Raw genomic sequence first — 23,242 nt, forward strand, 5'->3', positions numbered from 1 at the left:
TTTGGAAATGCAAGTATACAAATTAGATTGGGTTTTATTACGGAAACCCGTATTAATTTTTTTTCAAAAAACAATATTAAAACACACGAAAAGTACACATTTATAAACAGATAACCACTAAAAAATCATAAGGCAGTGTTAATGGTTAGTTTTTTGCAACAAAAAAGCATAATTTAGTCGCAACTTTTAACTTTTATATTAAAATAGATTACATGAGTCCTATAAAATCAAATACGTTATCTGCTTTTGCATTACTTGTTTTAGCAGGTTGTAGTGCAACTTTACAAGCACAAGTTTCTACTCCTAAAGCAGCCATTACAACACCTTTGGTTATTGTAAAAAAAGCTCCGGTTTCTGAGAATGATTTAAAAAGATGGAGCCATCTTGATTTAGTAAAAGATACTATTGCAGGAATGAGTGTCGACAGAGCTTATGCGGAGTTACTACAAGGAAAAACTGGTAAAAAAGTAATTGTAGGTATTGTGGATTCCGGTGTAGACATCGAACACGAAGACCTGAAAGGAATGGTGTGGACCAATCCTAAAGAAATTCCGGGTAATGGAATTGATGATGACAAAAACGGTTTTATTGATGATATTAATGGATGGAATTTCCTTGGGGATGCCGTACATGAAAATCTTGAAATGACTCGTGTTGTTAAAAAAGGAGATGACGGATCTGCCGAATACAAAAATGCATTGGCGCAATACGAAGAAAAATCTAAAAAATTGTTGCAGGACAAACAACAGGTTGATTATTTGTTGGACGTTCACAATACAATAAAAAAAGCTTTAAATAAGACCACTTACAAGTTGGAAGATTTAAGCACAATTACTTCAACAGACGAAAAAATAGTGTTAAGTAAAAATATCATGACACAGATTTTTACTAATGCAGGACCAACTTTTGATCCGGAAGAAGAGTTGGAAGCTTACAGAGAGCAGGTTTACGATCAATTCAATTACAATCTGAATAAAGATTTTGACGGAAGAAAAGTGGTAGGAGATAATCCGGAAGACATCAAAAACACAAAGTATGGTAATAACGTAGTTTTTGGTCCTGATAAAGAAAAAGCCCTTCACGGAACGCACGTTGCGGGTATTATCGCGCAAGTTCGAGGTAATAATTTAGGTGGAGACGGTGTTGCCAACAATGTTGAAATCTTAACGGTTAGAGCCGTTCCTGATGGAGATGAGTATGATAAAGATATTGCCTTGGCAATTCGTTATGCTGTTGACAATGGTGCAAAAGTAATTAACGGAAGTTTCGGGAAAAGTTTCTCTCCTCATAAAGAATGGGTGTACGAGGCTATAAAATATGCCGCTAAAAAAGATGTATTAATTGTTCATGCTGCAGGTAATGACGGTTACAATATTGATGAAACAAAAAACATCAATTACCCGAATGACTCTCAAGACAATATAAAAGAATTTGCGGATAATGTTATTACAATTGGTGCGATCAATAAAGAATACGGACAAAATGTAATCGCAGGATTCTCTAATTTCGGAAAAATAAACGTTGACGTTTTTGCTCCGGGTGAAGAAATCTACGCAACAGTTCCTAATAACAAATACAAGTATCTGCAAGGAACTTCAATGGCTTCGCCGAATGCTGCGGGAGTTGCTGCTTTGATCCGTTCTTATTATCCAAAATTAAAAGCTTCACAAGTAAAACATATTTTGATGGAATCAGGAGTTGCTCTCCCATCAATGGTAGTTTTAGGTGAAAACCCGGATCCGAGTCAAAAACCGGTGCCGGTTTCGTCTGCTGAATCTTCTAAAACAGCCAAAATGGTAAACGCTTATAACGCTTTATTAATGGCTGAAAAAATGTCAAAAAAATAAAAACATAAATTACTAATCCGATGGAAGAGTGAAGACTCTTCCATTTTCTATTTTATTGAATATGCATAAAATTATTCTATTATCTTTTTTGAGTTTGGGTTTAAACTCAGCTTTTGCACAAAGCGCTCCATACTGGCAACAACATGCCGACTATAAAATGGAGGTTTCGATGGATGTAAAAAACTATCAGTATAAAGGGAGGCAAGAATTGGTTTATACCAATAATTCTTCCGATACATTAAAAAAAGTATTCTATCATTTATTTCTGAATGCATTTCAACCCGGAAGTGAGATGGATGCTCGTTTGCATTTTATTAAAGATCCGGACGGAAGAATGGTGAATAAAGTAAAAAGTGCCGATGGTAAAGAAACAAAGCAAAGCCGAATTGAAACTTTAAAACCAAACGAAGTAGGATATTTGAAGGTTACCAATTTTAAACAAGATGGTGTTACCGCTCAAACCAGAACTTCCGGAACTATTTTGGAAGTAACACTGGCGAAGCCAATTTTGCCGAATTCTAAATCAACTTTTACGTTAGATTTTGACGGACAAGTTCCGGTTCAGGTGCGTCGTACAGGACGAAATAACACGGAAGGAATCGAATTGTCAATGTCACAATGGTATCCTAAATTAGCGGAATTTGATTTCGAAGGCTGGCATGCAGATCCTTATATCGCGAGAGAATTTCACGGTGTGTGGGGTAATTTTGATGTGAAAATTACAATTGATAAAGAGTATACTGTTGGAGGTTCCGGATATCTTCAGGACAAAAACCAAATCGGACACGGTTACGAAGATGCAGGTGTAACAGTAGTATATCCTAAAAAAGCAAAAACGTTAACCTGGCATTTTATTGCACCAAACGTGCATGATTTTACCTGGGCAGCTGATAAAAACTACATTCATGATATTGTAAAAGGACCAAATGATGTTGATTTGCATTTCTTCTACAAAAACAATCCTAAAGTAGCAGAGAACTGGAAAAAACTGGAGCCATTAATGGTTAAAGTAATGGATTACTATAATCAGAGAGTTGGAGCTTATCCGTACAAACAATATTCCTTTATTCAAGGAGGTGATGGTGGAATGGAGTATGCGATGTGTACTTTAATGTTAGGAAACGGAACTCTTGAAGGAATTCTGGGAACGGCAACACACGAATTAGGACATTCTTGGTTCCAACATATTTTAGCTTCAAACGAATCAAAACACCCATGGATGGATGAAGGTTTTACAACTTACATTGAAGACAGTGCTTTGAATGAATTGGCAGGAGATAAAAAAGAAGTAAATCCGTTTAAAGGAAACTATAATGCGTATTACAGCTTAGTCTCATCAGGAAAAGAGCAGCCACAAACCACTCATGGTGATCGTTATGATGAGAACAGACCTTACAGTATCTCTTCTTATGTAAAAGGAAGTATCTTTCTTTCTCAGTTGGCTTATGTAATTGGTCAGGAGAATTTAGATGCGACTTTAAAGAGATATTACAATGATTTTAAATTCAAACACCCAACGCCAAATGATGTCAAAAGAACAGCAGAGCGAGTTTCCGGTGCTGAACTGGACTGGTATTTGATTGACTGGGCAGAAACAACAAATACAATTGACTACGGAATAAAAGACGTAGCTGATAATGCTGGTAAAACAACCGTTTCTTTAGAAAGAATCGGAAGAATGCCAATGCCTCTTGACTTAACAGTTGAATATACAGATGGTACAACAGAGAGTTTCTACATTCCATTAAGAATGATGAATTACATTAAACCAAATCCGAATCCAAACGTAAAAAGAACTGTTTTGGAAGATTGGGCTTGGGCAATGTCAAACTATAGTTTTACAATAGATAAAAACAAAGCTGCAATTAAAAAAATCACAATTGATCCAAGCGGATTAATGGCAGATGTAAAAGCAACAAATAATGTTTATGAAGTAAAATAGTTTACTGAATTAAATAAAGAAAGCCCTTAAAAAATAATTTTTTTAAGGGCTTTTTCTTTTAAGAGTAAATCTATAAAATGGGTTTTACATTTGTTATCGTTTCGCTTTGTACGGTCTTTTTTAGCGGAAACATCTTTCTATAGCTCAACACTCTCCACAGCCATTCAACGGGGCCATAATTGTATCTGTCAAGCCACCATTTGCTTATGAATAACTGAATTGTAAACACAAAAATCGCTAAGAAAAAGTAAAACCAGTACGGTAAAGTGTTGTAAATTTTGAAGCCAGCTCCGGAAAATAGGAAAAAGGCAATGATATTTTGCATCAGATAATTGGTTAAAGTCATTTTACCACTAACCCTGAAATAGTTGAAGACCGTTTTTAGTTTTCCGTTTGTATAGAGCAAACAAATTCCGGATGCTATAAACAACATTGTACTTATTATGGTCCAAAAAACAGGATTAAAATAAGTAAAAACGACTGTTTGTTTAAGGAAGATTTGGAAAAGAATTCCGGAAGCAATTGCTAAAAAGAACGTGATGATAAGGGTTCTTTTTAAAGATTTCTTTAATTCAGGTAAACGATTAAAAAAGTTGATTTTTTGGGCATAAAATCCCAAAAGCATCAGGGCAAACATCACAACGTGTACGGTAATTGCATAAGGAAGATTAATCATTTCCTGATAATACGTTCCCAGTAAATTGAATTGGAATACATCGAGCCAATTATCAGAATAAAATAATTTTAAGTATTTGGCAGTAGACTGTACATCGGGTAATGTTTGTTTTATACTATTAATGTAGGCCGTAAGAAACGGAATGAATACTAAAAGAACGATGCTGCTTATAAGAATTGTTCTAGGGGAACTTCTATAAAAGAGCAAAAGAAATAAACCTAAAAAAGCATAGTCTTTTAAAATATCGCCAAGCCAGAAAGCAGAATTTACAAAAGCAAAAGCAAAAAGAATAAACATTCGCCAGCAGAAAAAAGAAACAGGATTTTTGCCTTTTTCTGCAACATTATTTATAAGTATTGCAAAACCGTATCCAAATAAAATGCTCAATAAAGTCCAGGATTTGGCAGAAAAAAAGGTTAAATTAAAAAAGCTTATTACTTCAGAAAAAGCACCTTTTTTTTGAATAAAACGGTCTAGCCCGATGTAGCGAAAATCGACATAGTTTCCTATGGCAACACCTAGTAAAGCCCATCCTCTTAAAATATCAACAATAGCGGTTCTTTTGTCTTCCTGAATAGGATTTAACGAATTTGTCATAAATCTAACGGTTTTTTTTCCTTTGTGTAAGGGTTTGGTTAATTAGTTTGTTAAAAACAGATCAAATGTAAGAAATTCTACAATTCGTATTTTTTAATTAAGAAACATTTTGTAAAAAAAATAAGCATGTTATTCTAAAAGGATTTTCTTTTAAAATAACATGCTTATAGAGGTAAAAAAGCGCTTGGGTTTATCCCAAATGCTCCAGCATATCTTTTGTCATTGACTCTAAGTCAAAAGTATGTTTCCAGTCCCAGTCTTCTCTGGCAGAGCTGTCATCAATACTTGCAGGCCAACTGTCTGCAATTTTTTGACGGAAATCAGGATTGTAAGTAATCTCAAATTCCGGAATATGTTTTTTAATTTCAGCAGCGATTTCGGTTGGTGTGAAACTCATCGCAGCTAAATTATAAGATGAATGAATTTTGATTTTTTCAACCGGTGCTTTCATAATGTTTATAGTAGCATCAATCGCATCATCCATATACATCATTGGCATTTTTGTTTCTGAAGATAAAAAGCACTCGTATTTTTTATCTGAAATCGCTTTGTAAAAAATATCCACAGCATAATCGGTAGTACCACCACCCGGAGGCGTAGACCAACTGATTAAACCCGGATAACGAATACTGCGAACATCAACACCATAAATGTTATGGTAATATTCGCACCATCTTTCTCCTGCTTGTTTGCTAATTCCGTAAACCGTAGAAGGTTCCATTACGGTATATTGAGGGGTGTTTTCTTTTGGAGTTGTTGGTCCAAAAACTGCAATACTTGATGGCCAGAAAACTTTTTGAATTTTTTTTGCTTTAGCTAAATTTAAAACATGGAATAAAGAGTTCATATTCAAATCCCATGCAAATGCCGGATTCTTCTCAGCTGTAGCCGATAAAAGTGCCGCCATTAAATAAACATCGGTAATTTTATGCAACTCAACCAAATGTTCAATTTGATTAAAATCTAAAGCATTGACCACTTCAAAAGGCCCTGAATTAACAACATCAGTATTTAATTTCCGGATGTCAGAAGCAATTACATTTTCTGTTCCATACAATTTACGTAATTTTTGAGTCAGTTCAGTCCCAATTTGACCGCAAGCGCCAATGATCAAGATTTTTGGATTCATGTGTTAATTTTTTTAGAGATACAAATATAACGTTTTCGCAAATAAATATGTTTTTTGACAATGCAAATTATAAATTTAACAATAACGAAGTTTCTTTGTTGGGTTATTCTCCGTAAAAAAGGTATTGACGAGAAGAAAATCGCCACAGATTAAAAAGCCTAGAATGATTTTTTACTTGTGTGTTTTTCTTTAAAGAAATCCGTTTAATCAGTGAAATCTGTGGCAAAAGAATAATTCGTGCCAATTCGTGAAATTAGTGGCAAAAAAAGCGCACAATTTTATATGATTTGAGACGAAAAACAGAGTTCGTAATTGTAAATTTACTTTGTAACTTTGTAGCTTAATGTTTTACCAAATGAAATATAAAATATCTCTTTTTCTACTTTTGATTTTTGTACTGAATTCATGTCAGGGTGAAGATGAAAAACGTCGTGCAGCCTATGAAAAAGAAGCTAAAAAAAAGGAAGCCATATTCAATAACATCAATAAAGGCTGGGCTTTTATAGATGAACCCATCAACGAAGTCTCTGAACAAAATAGAGTTGTGTGGACTGAATGGCGTGACTTTTTAAAGGAAATCGGAGAAAAACCAAGGAAGACAATTGGAGCGTTTCAGAAAAAATCAGAAGCGATAGCTAAGAAAGCAATGCTTTTAAACAATAATATTCCCGCGCAATTTAATCAACCTCAGATAAAAAGCAGAATTTCAATTTTGATCACTAAAATCAAAATGATGGATTTGTACATTCACCTGAGCACAATTCCGGATGATAAAGTGACGTTTCTAATTGGGGATATCAATAAAGAGTTGGTCTCGTTAGAGCGACAAATGGATAAAGTTGTCGAAAAAGCTAAGATTCCAAAAGAGGAAGGAGAAGCCGATTTTCTGAAAATGTTAGACACAACACGTGCTATCCCGAACGCAATTATAGATCCAAATTTACCTAAAGTTGAGTAAAAACGCCTTATATACTACGTATGACAATTTGCCTAAAAGTCAGCAGATTGCCACACAATTACTAGAGCAAAATCAAGTAAAAATGCATCTGAGCGGATTGCTGGGATCGGCAGTTTCATTTGTAGTCCGAAGTGTTTTTAAGAAAACAGAATTGCCTTTTTTGATTATTTTAGACAACAAAGAAGAAGCAGCATACTACTTGAACGATCTAGAACAAATGATTGGCGAACAGGATGTTTTGTTCTATCCCGGTTCGTTTCGTCGTCCCTATCAGATTGAAGAGACCGATAATGCCAATGTTTTATTGCGTGCTGAGGTTTTAAACCGAATTAATTCCCGCAAAAAACCAGCGGTAATTGTGACCTATCCCGAAGCTCTTTTTGAAAAAGTAGTAACCAGAAGAGAACTGGATAAAAACACACTCAAAGTCGCTTTGAATGATAAAATTTCTATAGATTTTATCAACGAAGTTTTGTTTGAATACGAATTTAAAAGAGTCGATTTTATTACCGAACCCGGTGAATTTTCGGTTCGTGGAGGAATTGTTGATGTATTTTCCTTTTCGAACGATCACCCCTATCGCATTGAGTTTTTCGGGAATGAAGTAGACAGCATTCGAAGTTTTGATGTGGAAACCCAGTTGTCGGTTGAAACCCATAAAAAAATCACGATTATTCCGAATGTGGAGAACAAGATTTTTCAGGAGAACCGAGAAAGTTTCCTGGATTATATTGCAGAAAAAACGGTGCTTTTTATTCAGAATACAGAAGGACTTTTTTCTCAGTTAGACAAACAATTTGCCAGGGCAGAAGAAGCTTTCGAAAAACTTTCCGGAGAAATAAAACATGCGACTCCCGAACAACTGTTCTTAAACCAGTCCGCATTTATAAAAAGAGCTTTAGATTTCTCAATTGTAGAATTGGCTTCAAAACCTGTTTTCAAAACGACAAAGAGTTTCGAATTTCATATACAGCCACAGCCTTCTTTCAACAAACAGTTTGATTTGTTGTTGAATAATCTGAGCGACAATCATTTTAACGGATATAAAAATTATTTATTCTGTTCAAATGAAACGCAGGCCAAACGTTTCCATGATATTTTTGAAACCTTAGATGAGGCTAATTCGGAGAACATCAGAAAACAATATCATACCATTGTACTGCCATTATATCAAGGATTTATTGACGAAGAAAATCAGATTACGGCCTATACAGACCATCAGATTTTTGAGCGTTATCATAAATTCAATATCAAAAACGGCTATTCTAAGAAGCAGAATATCACGCTAAAGGAACTTACAGCACTTTCTGTTGGAGATTACGTTACACATATCGATCACGGAATTGGAAAGTTTGGTGGTTTACAGAAAATTCAGGTAGAAGGCAAAACGCAGGAAGCTATAAAGTTGGTTTATGCCGATAATGATATAGTGTATGTGAGCATCCATTCGCTTCACAAAATTTCAAAATACAACGGAAAAGACGGAACGCCGCCTAAAATTTATAAGTTAGGATCGAACGCCTGGAAGATTTTAAAGCAAAAAACCAAAGCACGTGTCAAACATATAGCATTCAACTTAATCCAGTTGTACGCAAAACGACGTTTGGAAAAAGGATTTCAGTTTGCGCCGGACAGTTATTTGCAAAACGAATTAGAGAGTTCTTTTATCTACGAAGATACACCCGATCAAACCAAATCAACAGCAGAGGTAAAAGCCGATATGGAAAGCGACAGACCGATGGACCGACTGGTTTGTGGTGACGTTGGTTTTGGTAAAACGGAGGTGGCGATTCGTGCTGCTTTTAAAGCCGTTGACAATAGTAAACAAGTCGCTATACTGGTTCCGACCACTATTTTGGCGTACCAGCATTATCGCACTTTTACAGAGCGACTAAAAGACATGCCGGTTTCTGTTGGTTATTTAAACCGATTCAGAACTGCCAAACAAAAGGCAGAAACCTTAAAACAATTGGCCGAAGGGAAGCTGGATATTGTAATCGGAACACATCAGCTGGTCAACAAAAATGTGGTATTTAAAGACCTTGGTTTATTGATTGTAGATGAGGAGCAGAAATTTGGAGTTAACGTAAAAGACAAACTCAAAACGATAGCGGCAAACGTAGATACATTGACATTAACAGCAACACCAATTCCGAGAACATTGCAGTTTTCGTTAATGGCAGCGCGCGATTTGTCTGTAATTACAACACCGCCACCCAATCGTTATCCGATTGAAACTAATGTGGTTGGTTTTAATGAAGAAATTATTCGTGATGCAATTTCGTATGAAATTCAGCGAAACGGACAGGTTTTCTTTATCAACAACAGAATTGAAAACATTAAAGAAGTTGCCGGAATGATTCAGCGTTTGGTTCCAAATGCCAGAGTCGGAATCGGTCACGGACAAATGGAAGGGGCAAAACTTGAAGAATTGATGCTGGGCTTTATGAATGGAGATTTTGATGTTTTAGTAGCAACTACAATCATTGAAAGCGGTTTAGATGTTCCAAATGCCAATACAATCTTCATCAATAATGCCAACAACTTCGGATTGTCGGATTTGCATCAAATGCGTGGTAGAGTAGGACGAAGCAATAAAAAAGCATTTTGTTATTTCATCTGTCCGCCTTATTCCTCAATGACGGATGATGCCCGTAAACGTATTCAGGCGCTAGAGCAGTTTAGCGAACTCGGAAGTGGATTTAATATTGCCATGAAAGATCTTGAAATTCGCGGTGCGGGAGATTTATTAGGTGGGGAACAAAGTGGTTTTATCAATGAAATTGGTTTCGATACTTATCAGAAAATCATGAACGAAGCCATCGAAGAATTAAAAGAAAACGAATTCAAAGATTTGTATCCGGAAGAAAATGATATCGAAACTAAGGAATATGTAAAAGATTTACAGATTGATACCGATTTTGAGTTGTTGTTCTCTGATGAATATATTAATAATGTTACAGAGCGCTTGAGTTTGTATAACGAGCTTGGTGCTGTGAAAAATGAAGCAGAACTGGTTGTCTTTCAAAATAAATTAATTGACCGTTTCGGACCGATGCCTCCGCGTGCCAATGCATTGATGAATAGTATTCGCATCAAATGGATCGCCACAAGTGTAGGTATAGAGAAACTGGTCATGAAAAAAGGCAAAATGATTGGTTATTTTGTTTCAGACCAACAGTCCGATTATTATCAATCCAAACGTTTTCATAAGGTTATAAAATTTGTGCAAACACATAGTAATCTTTGCCAAATGAAAGAAAAGCAAACTCCCAATGGCTTAAGACTTTTATTGACTTTTGAAAATGTAAAATCCACCAAAAGGGCTTTGGAATTAATGGAATTGCTTGAAGAATAGATTCAAAATTTAAATAGATTCAAAATAAATGAAAGGGAAGATTAATTTTTTTTGCTTGTTAATGCTTATTGTTTTTTCCGGATGTAGTTCGGATGATTCTGGAGAAGTTTCAAATAATGGATTATTGAAAGTTATGATTTATGGAAACGGACATTCCACCTTTATTGAATATGATAAAGGCCTTATGAGGAAAGTTTTTAATCATTTTCCAAATGGAATTTTGGAAGTAGATAATTATGAATATGATTATAAAGGAAGGCTTTCGTCCACGTTAATCGGTGGACAGAAGAAAACCTATAAATATGATAATAAGAATAGATTGATTAAAGTCATTGACGGTGTTGAGGATTGTGTCTTATTTAGTTATTTGCCGAATAAAATTGTTGTTACAAAGCAGCATGGTTTTTCAAAAAAAGTATTTTCGGAGCTGCATACAGATGGCAAAGGTAGAATTATTAAAATAGTTCGCATTGAGCCTTCAGAGGCCTATAAAAACTCATCAGTTGCAGAGTTGAAATATGATGATAACAATAATATAGTGAAGATTGTTTATCGTAGGGATAGTAATGGAGCTCCAAATCGAGCCATTGAGTATAGTTATGATAACAAAAAGAATCCTATATACTACAGTGGAAGAAGCTTTTATGATAGCCTTTATTATCTTCGATCTATTGATCCTATTTCTGTAGATGTAACTTCTTCGAATAATCTTGTTTCTACAAAGTTTTCTGAATCTTATCCACCTCTTGTAAATGAATTTGTTTATAATGTTGACAACTATCCGATTAGTCAAGTACAACCGACGACATCTTGGGGTGGTTTAACTTCAGATAATGACAAGACACTTTATGAATATTATTAAAGAAGAAGGAAAATCAATTTTTGAATATTTTTTTTATCATTACTTTCTGCGAAAATCTGCGAAATCTGCGTGATGTTTAATTCTTAATGCGCCACATTTTTTTGACTTAATCTTAAAATTCGTGCAATTCGTGGCGAAAAAAAATCACCCCGAAAAGAGTGATTTGATTGGTTAAAAGTGGTTTTTTGGTCTAGACAGTTTGATCAGAAGCCTGAAGTATACTACTTTGTCTGTTTGACTTCTGATTGTATTTATAGCGATACCGGGTTTCTGAATAGGGTAATCCTGCTATTCGTACGATTTTCGGTTCTTAAAAAAATCTTCTTTATACTGCTATTCAAAAACGAACATTTTTTTTCGTTGTAGTTTTGAATAATTAATTCTGTTAACGCGTTAACAAATATATAAAAATATTATTCTTAAAAAATTGTGCGTAAAAAAATATAATTCTTCTTTTTTTTAATGTTTTTGTGTGGAGTGTCGCTAAAACTAAGGGCAAACCCGTTTTTTGATCGATGAGTTTAGGAATTGTGTTTCTAAAAATTAACAATTACAAAGCAGGTTTTTGAGAATATTCTTATTAGAGTTCTTTAAAATACGGGCTTTGTAGTACTGTTTGGGAATAAAAAAATCCTTTTATCTTTCGTTTAGATGGAAAGATAAAAGGATGTATAAAAAAGAATCGGATGATTCTATGGGATTAATTTTTAAGATCTTTAATTACTTTAAAAGCAACATCAACCTGATCTTCTCCAACTAAAATAGTAAATTCATTTGAAGTTGAGATTACCTCATTAATGATGATTCCTTCCCAAGCCAAGCGTTGAAAAATAAAGTAATAAATACCTGGAACAACAATATTTTCTTTAGGAAGCTTTACTGTAATTGAAGCTAAATTATCTAATTTCTGAATCAGCTTTTCACGTATGAAGTGTTTTTCAACCAAATGATTAACACTGCTGCTTACTACAATATTAGTTTCGTTTACACCACGAGATGAAGTATAAAAAATATCAGACAATACATTAATATCAGAGATCAGATCCGCTTGTTTGTTTAAAACAGTTTCTGAGGCTGCAAAAGTATAGTCCGTTAATTCGGAACGAACCGTAATTTCGCCAATATTCTTAATGACTTTGTTGATTTTATGATTCAGTTTAAAATCTAATTCTTCGGTAAGTCGTTTAAGTGACATTACAACAGCGCCTTGTTTTACTTCTTTGCCAAATTCACTCTCCAACTCGGTCATGATATTCCGTGAAAGCGAAGTAAGATTAATAATTCCCAGCGATAAAGCGTTCAATAAAAAAGGTTTTGTTTTAATGTAATTTTCGACAATTGAAGAAACGGTTTTCATAATTTTTTAATTGTTTTTGGGTAACTTAATTGGGTTGGTTTAGTTAATTGTGGTGTTATAAATCTGCGCAAATATAAATAAAAAAACAATTTGTTACAATTATAACAAGTAAAAATTATGTTAAAAATGATAAAAAGCGTCTGTAAGATGTTCAATTGCAAATGATTCCCCTTTTTTATGGATTGCGATGATGTCAAAACGAACTTCAAAATCTATTTCCCTATCGTTTATGTAGGCATTTACTGCTTTTACGAGCAGCTGAACTTTTTTTGGTTTGACAAATTCTTGCGGTAAACCAAAATCTATACTCGATCTTGTTTTGACTTCAATTATAGCTAAAATGTTTTCTTTTTGAGCAATTATATCTATTTCTGCCTTTTGAAATGTCCAATTTCGGTCGAGGATTTCATAGCCGTTTTCCAAGAGAAACTCTACGGCAAGTTCTTCCCCTTTTTTTCCAAGTTCGTTGTGTTTTGCCATTTTTTAATCTCTTGTTTTTTTTAAACCATATAAGTAATGTAAGAAAATATAAGTTTTGCTTACATTACTTATATGGTTTAAACTTTGCTAGTTTTACACAGTGCTATGTTTGTGGAACTTATTTGTTAAAAACCACAGTACTTCCGGACGCATTGACATCATTCTATCTCTTGTTTTTTTAACCATATAATTAAGGTGAGAAAATATAAGTTTAGCTTAAATGCACTTACATTACTTATATGGTTTAAACTTTGCTAGTTTTACACAGTGCTATGTTTGTGGAACTTATTTGTTAAAAACCACAGTACTTCCGGACGCATTGACATCATTCTATCTTTTGTTTTTTAAACCATGTAATTAAGGTGAGAAAAATAAGTTTAGTTTAAATGAACTTACATCACTTATATGGTTTAAACTTTGCTGGTTTGACACCGATACGTGTTTGTCTAACTTATTTGTCAAAAACAACAGTACTTCCGGACGCATTGACATCAATTGTTATGGTACTTCCCATAATCAAAGCCCTATTGTCGCGAATATGACCGGCCGGAAAATTAAAAATTACCGGTATATTGTATTTTTTAGTAACATCATCTACAATTTCTACGGCATTTTTCCCCCATGGAACTTCATTGTCTTTCATTTTGGTCATGGCACCAACAATAATTCCTTTCAGGTTTTCAATACAACCGTTGCGTCTTAGATTCATCATCATGCGATCGATATGATAAAGATATTCGTCTAAGTCTTCAATAAATAAAATTTTGTCTTTGCAGTCTATAGCAGATTGTGAACCTAATAAGCTGTATAGAATAGAGAGATTTCCGCCTACTAATTCTCCTGTTGCTTTTCCGGAACGATTCATTACATCAGGAGCAACAGTATAGGAAAGAGGTTCACCAAACAAAGCTGATTTCATTGAACTAATCGCATCAGGAGTAGCACGTGGAATAGTAACAGGCATTACGCCGTGAATCGATTTATATCCCATTGTATTCAAATGATTGTGTAAGACCGTAACGTCGCTAAAACCAACAATCCATTTTGGGTGTTGTTTGAATTTGGTAAAATCTAAAAGATCAACCATTCTGACAGTTCCGTATCCACCACGAACGCACCAAATTGCCTTAATGTTAGGATTGTCTAATTGTTTTTGAAAATCGGCAGCACGTTGCTCATCAGTTCCGGCCAATTGATTGACATCAAGACCAATGGTACTTCCTATTACAGCCTCTAAACCCCAACTATGCAATAAATCTATAGTAGGTTTAAGATTGTCATCTATATTTTTTCGGGCAGTTGCCAGAATAGCTATGGTATCTCCTTTTTGTAGATAAGGTGGTGTGATCATGTTTTGTTGGGATTGACAGGTGAATGATTGTAAAGCAAAAGTAAGAATTACGATTTTACAAATAACAAAACGCCTCTTTGTGTATTGAAAGCTCTTTAAGTTCATAGTTTACTTTGCTTGGTGTATTAATGCGATTGACAAATATAAGTATTTTAGAAAACATAAATACAGGAAATTACTTACAAATAATGATTTTATTTTGTAGTTTTGAAGTTCTGAAAAAGTATATAAATAACAATGGGTAAATTTTTTTTGATTCTTTTTTTCTGTATCGTTACGTTATTCGGTCAATCTAAAAAGTATAGGATCCATACGGTAGCTTTTTATAATTTGGAAAATCTTTTCGATACGGTAAATGATTTGGAAAGAAATGATGATGAATGGACTCCAAACGGAATTCAAAATTGGACAAATGAAAAGTATCGGAAAAAGCTAAAAAATCTGGCGAGGGTTTTATCTGAAATCGGAACACCGGAGAATACAAATGCGCCAACCTTAATAGGAGCGGCTGAAATTGAAAACAGGGGAGTTCTGGAGGATTTAATAAAGGAATCAAAATTACAACAATATGATTACGGAATCATTCATTTTGATTCGCCGGACAGACGCGGAATCGATGTGGCTTTATTGTTTCAGAAGAAGTATTTCAGACCAACTTCATTTTCCAGTATTCCGTTGTATATCTATGGGGATAGTACTGCTGTGAAAAAAGAAGAGAGTAAGGAGTCAGAAGAAGAAATAAACACAACAGTCGGGAACAATCGTGTTTTTACAAGAGACCAGCTTTTAGTTACAGGATTTTTAGAACAGGAAGAAGTAAGTATTATTGTCAATCATTGGCCATCCCGTTGGGGTGGAGAAGAAGTCTCCGGTAAATATAGGGAAGCAGCCGGCAGACTTAATCGGAAAATTATCGATTCACTACAGCAAATAAACCCAAATGCCAAGATTATAACAATGGGGGATTTTAACGATGGGCCATACAATAAAAGTATAAAAGTTGCCTTGGGTGCAAAGGCAAAAAAAGGGGAGGTTCTTGAATTTGGAGTCTTTAACCCATTTGAAGAAATGTTTAATAAAGGGATGGGCACACTTGCCTTCAGAGACTCTTGGGATATTTTCGATCAGATTATAATTTCAGAACCTTTAATACGACCTGATTTCTCCTCTTTTAAGTTCTGGAAAGCCGGTATTTTTAGAAGGTCGTATATCGTTCAAAGCTCGGGAAAATATAAGGGATATCCATTGCGACATTCCTTGACAGAAGTAGGTTTTAGTGATCATTTTCCGGTTTATATTTATTTGATTAAAGAGGTAAATTCGCAGTAGAGGTGGACAGTAGAGATGGGCAGTAGAGATGGACTGCAGTCCATCTCTACCGGCACCGCGAACTGAAAACTTTTCCCTAACTTAGCATCTTAGAAACTTAGTACCTCAAAAAAATGGCAATAGCTAAACCTTTCAACCTCACAAAATGGATTGAAGAAAATCGTCAATTATTGAAACCACCAGTTGGAAACAAAAATCTTTATGTTGATTCCGGTGATTATATCGTTATGGTTGTTGCAGGGCCAAATGCCCGAAAAGATTATCATTACAATGAAACGGAAGAACTTTTTTACCAGCTGGAAGGCAGTATAAAAGTGGTGATTCAGGAAGATGGCGAACGTAAAGAAATGGTTTTGAATGCCGGTGATATGTATTTGCATCCCGCAAAGATTCCGCATTCTCCTGTTCGTTCAGAAGGTTCTATAGGTCTGGTGATCGAACGCAAACGTGCCGGAAAAGGGTATACAGACGGTTTGCTTTGGCATTGTGATAACTGCAATCATAAATTGTATGAAGTACATTTTGAATTGCATAATATAGAGAAAGATTTCCTGCCTCATTTTGAGCATTTTTATAATTCAGAATCATTAAGAACCTGCGATAAATGCGGGACTGTGATGGAATCTGACCCCAGATTTGTTGCTAAAAAATAAATTTACTTTAAACCCAACAGGTTTAAAAAACCTGTTGGGTTTATGATACAGTGTATTATTTTTGAGTATATTTACATTATAAAATGAGATACTAAACAATCAAAAATGATACAAGAAATTATCACATATAAAAGCATCGTTGCTAATCTGGAAGATGTATTGAATAATTCTCCCTTCAAAAAGAATTATGTTATTGAACAGATTGGTATTCCTAGCCCAACATTTTATCGAAAATTAAAAACGCAGACGTTTACCCCGGATGAAATGTTATCGATAGCAAAGATTCTTTCGCCTGAGGAAAATTTTAGGTTAGAATTATTAGCTGATATAGAACAAGGGAAGCGTGATTTAAAGAATGGAAACTTTATAACACATGAAGAAATGTTGGAAGAATTGAGAAGTAAAAAATTAATTTAAACCTACAAATCCAGAATTTCTATCGGCTGTTGACGATTATTCCAAAAAGTAATTAATTGAATATAACCTTCTTGTATTTCATAATACAAAGTAACTTGTTTGGAAATTACTATTTCGCGACATTCTAAATCTGCTCTGTACTTTCCTAAGTGAGGATTTTTTTCTAGTAAGTTGTTTACACGCAAAACATCATTGGTGAATTTTTTTGCAATCAAAGGAGACCAGCATATCTCAATATAATTTCGAATACTATGAAAGCTGTATTTTGCTTTTTCAGACCAAATAATTTTCATCGAGAATAATTTATTTGGCTAATTTATAAAAATAAACTTACAAAATAATCTTTTTCCCTTGTTCCGGATAAATAAGTTGAAGACCTAAATCATTCTGAATTTTGAGTTGTTCTTTAATTTTAGTAATATTCTTTGTCGGTGGTTTCAAATGGGTAATGATAATTTTAAAACCTTTCAAGGTACCTTTTCCGGATAATTCTTCTAGTAGATGAAGTTCTTTCATCAAATGATTCGGAGTCAGATGTCCAAATAAAAATTGGTCCGGTTGTTCATTCGGAAAAGAAACTTCAATGAGAATACCTTTCAGTTGTTTGTTTTTGACTAGTGGCGCTATAGCAGTCCATAAATCATGTAAATTATTGCTTTTTTCGACCGCATCCGGTCCGGTATCTCCTAAATATAAAGCATAGTGGTCTTCATTTTTGATTAAAAAGGCAGTGCTTTCAAAAGGATTAACATGACTTAGCGGAAAAGCTTTCACCGTCATTGAGGTATTGGTAAGTGGTGTTTCCTCTCCAATTGATAAAGTTTGAAAGTGGTATTTTTTTAAAGGAAATCCGGGACCTTCATCCCCAAAATTTGCCCAGGTCTGATCGTTGAAATAATGATTTTCCATCATTTCCATGCATTTTTTTGTTGCGTAAACCGTTTTAGAGGAATCCGCAGGTGAATTGATAATTAGACCGGAGACATGGTCCAAATGTGCATGAGAAATAAGATATCCTTTGATGTATTTTCGCAATACTTCGCTAGTCGAAATCTTAAACGTTTTCTTTTCAATTGCCTTCTCAATTCCGGCATTTATTGTTCCGGCATCAAGGCAGATATAATCGTTTGAGCTTGCTGGCGCCAATAAATAGGCAGAAAGATTTTTTTCGTCAATACCACCTTTTACTCCTAAAGGCACAATTTGAAAAGAAGGTTTTTGCTCCTTCTGAGAAAATGCACTGGTAGAAATTAAAATAAGGAAAATATAAAGCGGATGAAGAAATCTCATAATTAGAATAATTTTATTGTTGCAAATTTCATGAATTATAAGGAATAAATTGCTTTGTATTTCTGTTATTGATCGTAATTAACCCTAAATTTACTTTCATTTTAACAATTGAATTGAATAAAAATTCAACTCGAAATAATATCTTTACATAAAAATATAACAATTTTAACTAAAAAAGTTACAATGACAACAATAGCATCACAATTTGGAATGAATGAAGCTCTGGAAAAATTGGGCATCAAAGCGATAAATGAAGGAACATCGACAGGTTTACAAAACTTTTCATCAGGAGAGATTTTAGAAAGTTATTCTCCGGTAGACGGAAAGTTAATTGCTTCAGTAAAAATGTCTACACCTGCAGATTACGAAAAAGTAATGCAAGCTGCAACTGCAGCCTTCAAGACTTTTAAATTAATTCCGGCTCCACAACGTGGCGAGATTGTGCGTCAGTTTGGAGAAAAATTGCGTGCGAATAAGGAAGCTCTTGGTAAATTGGTTTCTTATGAGATGGGTAAATCACTTCAAGAAGGTTATGGCGAAGTCCAAGAAATGATCGACATCTGTGATTTTGCAGTGGGATTATCACGTCAGCTTCACGGATTGACTATGCATTCTGAAAGGCCGGGACACCGTATGTACGAACAATATCATTCGTTAGGAGTTGTCGGTATTATTTCAGCATTCAACTTTCCGGTTGCCGTTTGGGCATGGAATACCGCTCTGGCTTGGATCTCAGGTGATGTTTGCGTTTGGAAACCTTCAGAAAAAACACCTCTTTGTGGTATCGCTTGTCAAAACATTATGGCACAGGTTATCAAAGAAAATAATTTACCGGAAGGGATTTCATGCCTGATCAACGGTGATTATAAAATTGGAGAATTACTAACTTCTGATACACGTATTCCTTTAATTTCTGCTACAGGCTCAACCCGTATGGGGAAAATCGTAGCGCAAACCGTTGCCGGACGTTTAGGAAAATCATTATTGGAATTAGGAGGAAACAATGCCATTATTGTGACTCCGGATGCTGATATCAAGATGACTGTTATAGGTGCCGTTTTTGGTGCAGTTGGTACAGCAGGACAACGTTGTACATCAACCAGAAGATTGATTATTCACGAAAGTATTTACGATAAAGTTAGAGATGCGTTAGTTGCTGCTTACAAACAATTGCGTATTGGGAATCCACTTGACGAAAACAATCATGTTGGTCCACTAATCGACACACATGCTGTTGAAATGTATGCAAAGGCTTTGAATAAAGTAGTTGCCGAAGGAGGTACTGTTTTGGTAGAAGGTGGTGTACTTTCGGGAGAAGGTTACGAAAGTGGTTGTTATGTAAAACCTGCTATTGCCGAGGCTCAAAATTCATTTGAAATTGTACAACACGAAACATTTGCTCCGGTTTTATATCTGGTAAAATATTCGGGAGAAGTAGACAATGCAATTGATCTTCAAAACGGGGTAGCTCAAGGATTGTCATCAGCCATTATGACTAATAATTTACGTGAGGCCGAAAGATTTTTATCTGTAGTAGGTTCTGACTGTGGTATTGCCAATGTAAACATCGGAACTTCAGGAGCTGAAATCGGTGGTGCTTTTGGTGGTGAAAAAGAAACCGGTGGTGGTCGTGAATCAGGATCTGATGCCTGGAAAATTTACATGAGACGTCAAACCAATACAATCAATTATACAACGAGCCTTCCATTAGCTCAGGGAATAAAATTTGATTTGTAAGATCATTATTATCTCATATAGTATTAGAAAAACCGTCTCGTTAAGTTGAGACGGTTTTTTTGTTTCTTTTATTTCTTTTGTTTCAGGTTTCAAGTTTCAGGTTTTGTTGCTATGTTTTATTTGTGACAGTAAAGCTAAGGTGCGCTATTGGTTTGTAATAAGTTTTTGAAAAATGTTCGAGGTTGTAATACGCTTGATCATATTACAAAGGGTTAATTTAAGCGGTATGCTTATATGATCTTATATTACTCATATGGTTTTAGTACGCAGCGGATTCACTAAAACTTTGTGTTAGATAATTTTGAGTTTTTCTTCAGTCAAAAAAAGCCGTCTCAATGATGAGACAGCTTCTTGTTTGTTTTGAAAAATATACGTTTAGTATTTATTTTTTTAGAATTGTTTGATTAAATATACCAGTCGACGTATGTATTTTTGCCAGATAAGTTCCGGGTACGAGGTGGCTCATGTCAATACTTTCGGTCTCTTTTCCGGTAGTGCTTATTAGAACTCCTGCCATATTATAAATCAAAACTTTTTCTACGTTTTCATTTGATAAGTACAACGTAGAGGATACAGGGTTTGGATATAAAACTACTTTTGTGTGCTCTATGTTTAAGTCCTGTTCTTCAGTAGAAGTTTTAGTGTTTTTCACCATTCTTAGTGTACCGCCACTATAAGTAGTGCTGATATAATATAAATTAGCTACTGATCCTTTGGTTATGGTGTTAGCTCCGGCTGGAATTGTAGTAGTAACGATTCCTGCCGCTGCAGTGTAGGACACATTGTTTATCTTCACTGTTCCTGTGAAATTCGAATCAAATACTAAAGTCAGAGTAGAGGTACTTGTTGTGGTATAGGCTATTGAAGTGCTGGATTCAATTTTTAAGCGTCCTGTTAGCGTTTGTCCATTATAAGTTACAGATCCGGAAGTTGAATTCATGTTTCCGGTGATGGTATAAAATGAACTTGTTTTTCCGGAGGTTGTAAAATTATGGATTTCATTTCCGGTACTTCCACCCGTACTTACCGTAATTGTTCCGGATCCCGTTACCGGAGAACCTGTAGTCCCCGTTGTTGCAATAGAGTAGGATAGTGTCGCAGTTGGAGTTCCTGTAATCGTTATGGTTTTTGCGGCGGTGTTTTTCACAAAACTAATTCCGGAAGCCGGTAAACCAGTCACAGTGGCGTCTGTTGCAGTTCCGCCCCAAGTGAATACAATTGATGCAATTGCTGTACCAGTTGTCACCGTTTGATTTTTATTTGCAGTTGAGGTTAGTGTTTGTGATCCGACTGGCGGAGTTCCTTCTCCCTGTACAGCAACTAAAGAACCGGTGTAATTTGTAAGAGCAGATTTTAATGCTGTGATGACTAGAGAAGAGGTATCATCAGTTGCATTGTTGAATGTCCATTTTAAATCTCCACCGGAAATACGACCTGCGTACTGAACCGTTTTTGTTCTTGCGGTAGCTGGTTGGTCTATTGCCAGGTTCTTCACATAAAAAGCAGCATTAGTATCAAAGTTGTTGTACGTATTTCCGCCTGACTTAGAAACTACGCTACTGCTTACTGTTTGTGCTCTTGTTGTCGCAACAAAAGCATCAAAATCTGTTGTAGAACTGATTTTTCCTGAAATATTGTATAATGGATTTGTATCGCCATAAGCAACAAAACGCATATTGTTAGTGGCATTATCAGCATCAAAAGTATTGTTGAATGCTTTAATAGACCCCCCGGCTTCACCAGAGAATGTTCCCATTGTTCCGGCATTATTGACCTGATTGGCTTCGTCCCAAATATCGGTACCTTGAAGGGAAGTTAACATAGGATGTTTACTGTTTCTGAAATAATTGCCTTCTACAAATAAAGAAGAGCCTAGAGTAGAACCCGATCCATACTTGGCAACCCCATCAAAATAATTGTTGTAAATGTGGGCTGAATAATAGCGAACACGTGGATGACGGGAATCAGAGTGGTCGAACCAATTGTGGTGGTACGTGATGTATAGTCCTGCCGTGGTTCCTTCGCTTAATCCCAATAAACTTGCTTTTCCATTGTCCCAAAAGTGATTGTAGGATAGCGTAATATAGGTTGATGTTTTATTGTCTAAAGCTCCATCGCCTTTTATTTGATCAGCATCGCTACCCGCATTTCCATAAAACAAGTCGCAATTGTGCACCCAAATGTGGTCATTGTCTTGCTGCATTCCAACGTTGTCTCCGGCTGTGCTGTTGCAATTCATAAAGCCCAGATTGTTGACTTCAATGTTCGAAGCCGCTTTTAGGCGTACTCCCCATCCATTAGCAACAGCATCTGTTCCAACACCTTCAAAAGTTAGATAACTAGAGGCATTATTGGCGTTTTCGATTACCACATCGCCTCCTTCCATTACGGTCATGTCGGTAATGTTTCCGATTAGTCGAAAGATAAAGGGACGTGTATCTTGTCCTTTTTTTATAGCGTACAGTATATTTTGCAACCCAACACAAGGATTGGTACTGGCTCCTGTGATGTTCATAGAAACGGTATTTTTTGTGTTCTGTGTGATATAAACTATGACAGCATTATCTTTTGGAGTTCCATCAATTTTATAGCCTCCCGGAACTCTTCCGCTGTCGAAAGCAAATCCATTTCGGTCTTGAGCAAGTACCGTTAAACTGGCTGTTGTAGTACCAGTTCCTTCAACTCCGGAAATTACAGGTTTTACTTTCAAGGTGTATGATCCTGCTTTAAGTCCGGGAACATCAGCACGGAAATAACTGCCATAACTTCTAATAAGCTGATCGTCGATTTTCTGATCGGTGATTCCTTGACCGGTGTAATAGACATTGTAGCTTTGGGCATTGCTAACAGGTTGCCATTTTACAAAAGCAGATTCGAGCCATCCGGATGATTCGGTAATTTGAACTTGTTGAGCCCAAGTCTGAATTGTTACAAAAAAGACGGCCAGAAATAGTAGGTTTTTTTTCATAATGGTTTGTTTAATAGTTAGTAAATAGTAAAATGTGGTTTCTAGTATCGGTTAGAATTTTAATTGTAATCGATTACACAAAAATATATAAAATTTTGATATTCAAAATAAATTTGCTTAAAAAAAGAAAATAATTAAAAGAATGGTTGTTTTAAATGAGTAATATGTAATAAATTGCATTAATTGTAATTTATTACATGTTGGTTTGAATGTACGCTGAAGTATTATTTTTACTACTTTTTTTATTCTTTAGTAAAAATACTTTTTGAAAAAAACGGTACGATTTCGTGT

The 23,242-nt window shown here is 35.2% G+C and carries 17 protein-coding genes; 9 read left to right on the plus strand and 8 right to left on the minus strand.

The features are described from left to right. Window positions 1–212 precede the first annotated feature (212 nt). Together ACHRV3_RS15965 and ACHRV3_RS15970 are read left to right on the plus strand one after the other, a co-directional pair. Window positions 213–1,847, plus strand: coding sequence for a S8 family peptidase (locus tag ACHRV3_RS15965; protein ID WP_047774872.1), 1,635 nt, complete (start codon window positions 213–215; stop codon window positions 1,845–1,847). 61 nt (window positions 1,848–1,908) lie between these two features. Beyond that, window positions 1,909–3,789 (plus strand): M1 family metallopeptidase, encoded by a 1,881-nt coding sequence (locus ACHRV3_RS15970; RefSeq protein WP_395435351.1) that lies wholly within the window; start codon window positions 1,909–1,911, stop codon window positions 3,787–3,789. Between the two features lie 70 nt (window positions 3,790–3,859). On the opposite strand, the gene ACHRV3_RS15975 is transcribed toward ACHRV3_RS15970, so the two are convergent. Both ACHRV3_RS15975 and ACHRV3_RS15980 read right to left on the minus strand, forming a co-directional pair. Continuing rightward, a complete protein-coding gene (locus ACHRV3_RS15975) occupies window positions 3,860–5,062 on the minus strand; it encodes a DUF418 domain-containing protein (protein ID WP_395435352.1) in 1,203 nt (400 codons plus the stop codon). A 190-nt stretch (window positions 5,063–5,252) separates the two neighbouring features. Beyond that, window positions 5,253–6,191, minus strand: a complete 939-nt coding sequence (locus tag ACHRV3_RS15980; RefSeq protein WP_047774879.1) for an L-threonine 3-dehydrogenase — start codon at window positions 6,189–6,191, stop codon at window positions 5,253–5,255. 355 nt (window positions 6,192–6,546) lie between these two features. On the opposite strand from ACHRV3_RS15980, the gene ACHRV3_RS15985 reads away from it, so the two are divergent. The 3 genes from ACHRV3_RS15985 to ACHRV3_RS15995 are packed head-to-tail and all read left to right on the plus strand — an operon-like array spanning window position 6,547 to window position 11,369. Beyond that, window positions 6,547–7,149 carry a hypothetical protein gene (locus ACHRV3_RS15985; RefSeq protein ID WP_047774986.1) on the plus strand — a complete coding sequence of 201 codons (603 nt, stop codon included), beginning with the start codon at window positions 6,547–6,549 and terminating at the stop codon, window positions 7,147–7,149. Continuing rightward, on the plus strand, window positions 7,142–10,507 hold the full coding sequence (gene mfd, locus ACHRV3_RS15990; RefSeq protein ID WP_395435353.1) for a transcription-repair coupling factor: 3,366 nt from the start codon (window positions 7,142–7,144) through the stop codon (window positions 10,505–10,507). Before ACHRV3_RS15985 ends, mfd begins: the two co-directional genes overlap by 8 nt. 28 nt (window positions 10,508–10,535) lie before the next feature. Beyond that, window positions 10,536–11,369: a hypothetical protein gene (locus tag ACHRV3_RS15995; protein ID WP_395435354.1), complete on the plus strand. Its 834-nt coding sequence runs from the start codon at window positions 10,536–10,538 to the stop codon at window positions 11,367–11,369. A gap of 700 nt (window positions 11,370–12,069) precedes the next feature. On the opposite strand, the gene ACHRV3_RS16000 is transcribed toward ACHRV3_RS15995, so the two are convergent. The 3 genes from ACHRV3_RS16000 to ACHRV3_RS16010 form a co-directional block, all read right to left on the minus strand. Continuing rightward, a complete protein-coding gene (locus ACHRV3_RS16000) occupies window positions 12,070–12,726 on the minus strand; it encodes an aspartate kinase (RefSeq protein WP_047774884.1) in 657 nt (218 codons plus the stop codon). 120 nt (window positions 12,727–12,846) lie between these two features. After that, complete coding sequence (locus ACHRV3_RS16005; RefSeq protein WP_395435355.1) at window positions 12,847–13,206, minus strand: YraN family protein; 360 nt, start codon at window positions 13,204–13,206, stop codon at window positions 12,847–12,849. 451 nt (window positions 13,207–13,657) lie between these two features. Then, a complete protein-coding gene (locus ACHRV3_RS16010; RefSeq protein ID WP_395435356.1) occupies window positions 13,658–14,557 on the minus strand; it encodes an LD-carboxypeptidase in 900 nt (299 codons plus the stop codon). Window positions 14,558–14,794: 237 nt separating this feature from the next. Here ACHRV3_RS16010 and ACHRV3_RS16015 point away from each other — a divergent pair, with 237 nt between their 5' ends. The 3 genes from ACHRV3_RS16015 to ACHRV3_RS16025 all read left to right on the plus strand — a co-directional run bounded on the left by ACHRV3_RS16015 (window position 14,795) and on the right by ACHRV3_RS16025 (window position 16,956). Continuing rightward, entirely contained in the window at window positions 14,795–15,886 is a 1,092-nt protein-coding gene (locus ACHRV3_RS16015) for an endonuclease/exonuclease/phosphatase family protein (protein WP_395435357.1), read from the plus strand. A 113-nt stretch (window positions 15,887–15,999) separates the two neighbouring features. Next, window positions 16,000–16,539: a 3-hydroxyanthranilate 3,4-dioxygenase gene (locus tag ACHRV3_RS16020; protein ID WP_395435358.1), complete on the plus strand. Its 540-nt coding sequence runs from the start codon at window positions 16,000–16,002 to the stop codon at window positions 16,537–16,539. Between the two features lie 105 nt (window positions 16,540–16,644). Continuing rightward, window positions 16,645–16,956, plus strand: coding sequence for a hypothetical protein (locus tag ACHRV3_RS16025; protein ID WP_395435359.1), 312 nt, complete (start codon window positions 16,645–16,647; stop codon window positions 16,954–16,956). Window positions 16,957–16,958: 2 nt separating this feature from the next. On the opposite strand, the gene ACHRV3_RS16030 is transcribed toward ACHRV3_RS16025, so the two are convergent. Together ACHRV3_RS16030 and ACHRV3_RS16035 are read right to left on the minus strand one after the other, a co-directional pair. After that, window positions 16,959–17,249: a type II toxin-antitoxin system RelE/ParE family toxin gene (locus ACHRV3_RS16030; RefSeq protein ID WP_047774892.1), complete on the minus strand. Its 291-nt coding sequence runs from the start codon at window positions 17,247–17,249 to the stop codon at window positions 16,959–16,961. 37 nt (window positions 17,250–17,286) lie between these two features. Then, entirely contained in the window at window positions 17,287–18,246 is a 960-nt protein-coding gene (locus ACHRV3_RS16035; RefSeq protein WP_395435360.1) for an MBL fold metallo-hydrolase, read from the minus strand. A 183-nt stretch (window positions 18,247–18,429) separates the two neighbouring features. Between ACHRV3_RS16035 and ACHRV3_RS16040 the strand changes: the two genes are divergently transcribed. After that, complete coding sequence (locus tag ACHRV3_RS16040; RefSeq protein WP_395427892.1) at window positions 18,430–19,983, plus strand: aldehyde dehydrogenase family protein; 1,554 nt, start codon at window positions 18,430–18,432, stop codon at window positions 19,981–19,983. 382 nt (window positions 19,984–20,365) lie between these two features. Here the strand turns inward: ACHRV3_RS16040 and ACHRV3_RS16045 are convergent, their stop codons facing one another. After that, the gene (locus ACHRV3_RS16045; RefSeq protein WP_395435361.1) at window positions 20,366–22,951 is read right to left on the minus strand and encodes a T9SS type A sorting domain-containing protein; all 2,586 of its coding nucleotides are present in this window, start codon (window positions 22,949–22,951) and stop codon (window positions 20,366–20,368) included. Window positions 22,952–23,242 lie beyond the last annotated feature (291 nt).

Source organism: Flavobacterium sp. FlaQc-49 (assembly GCF_044005985.1).
Classification (GTDB): domain Bacteria; phylum Bacteroidota; class Bacteroidia; order Flavobacteriales; family Flavobacteriaceae; genus Flavobacterium; species Flavobacterium cupriresistens.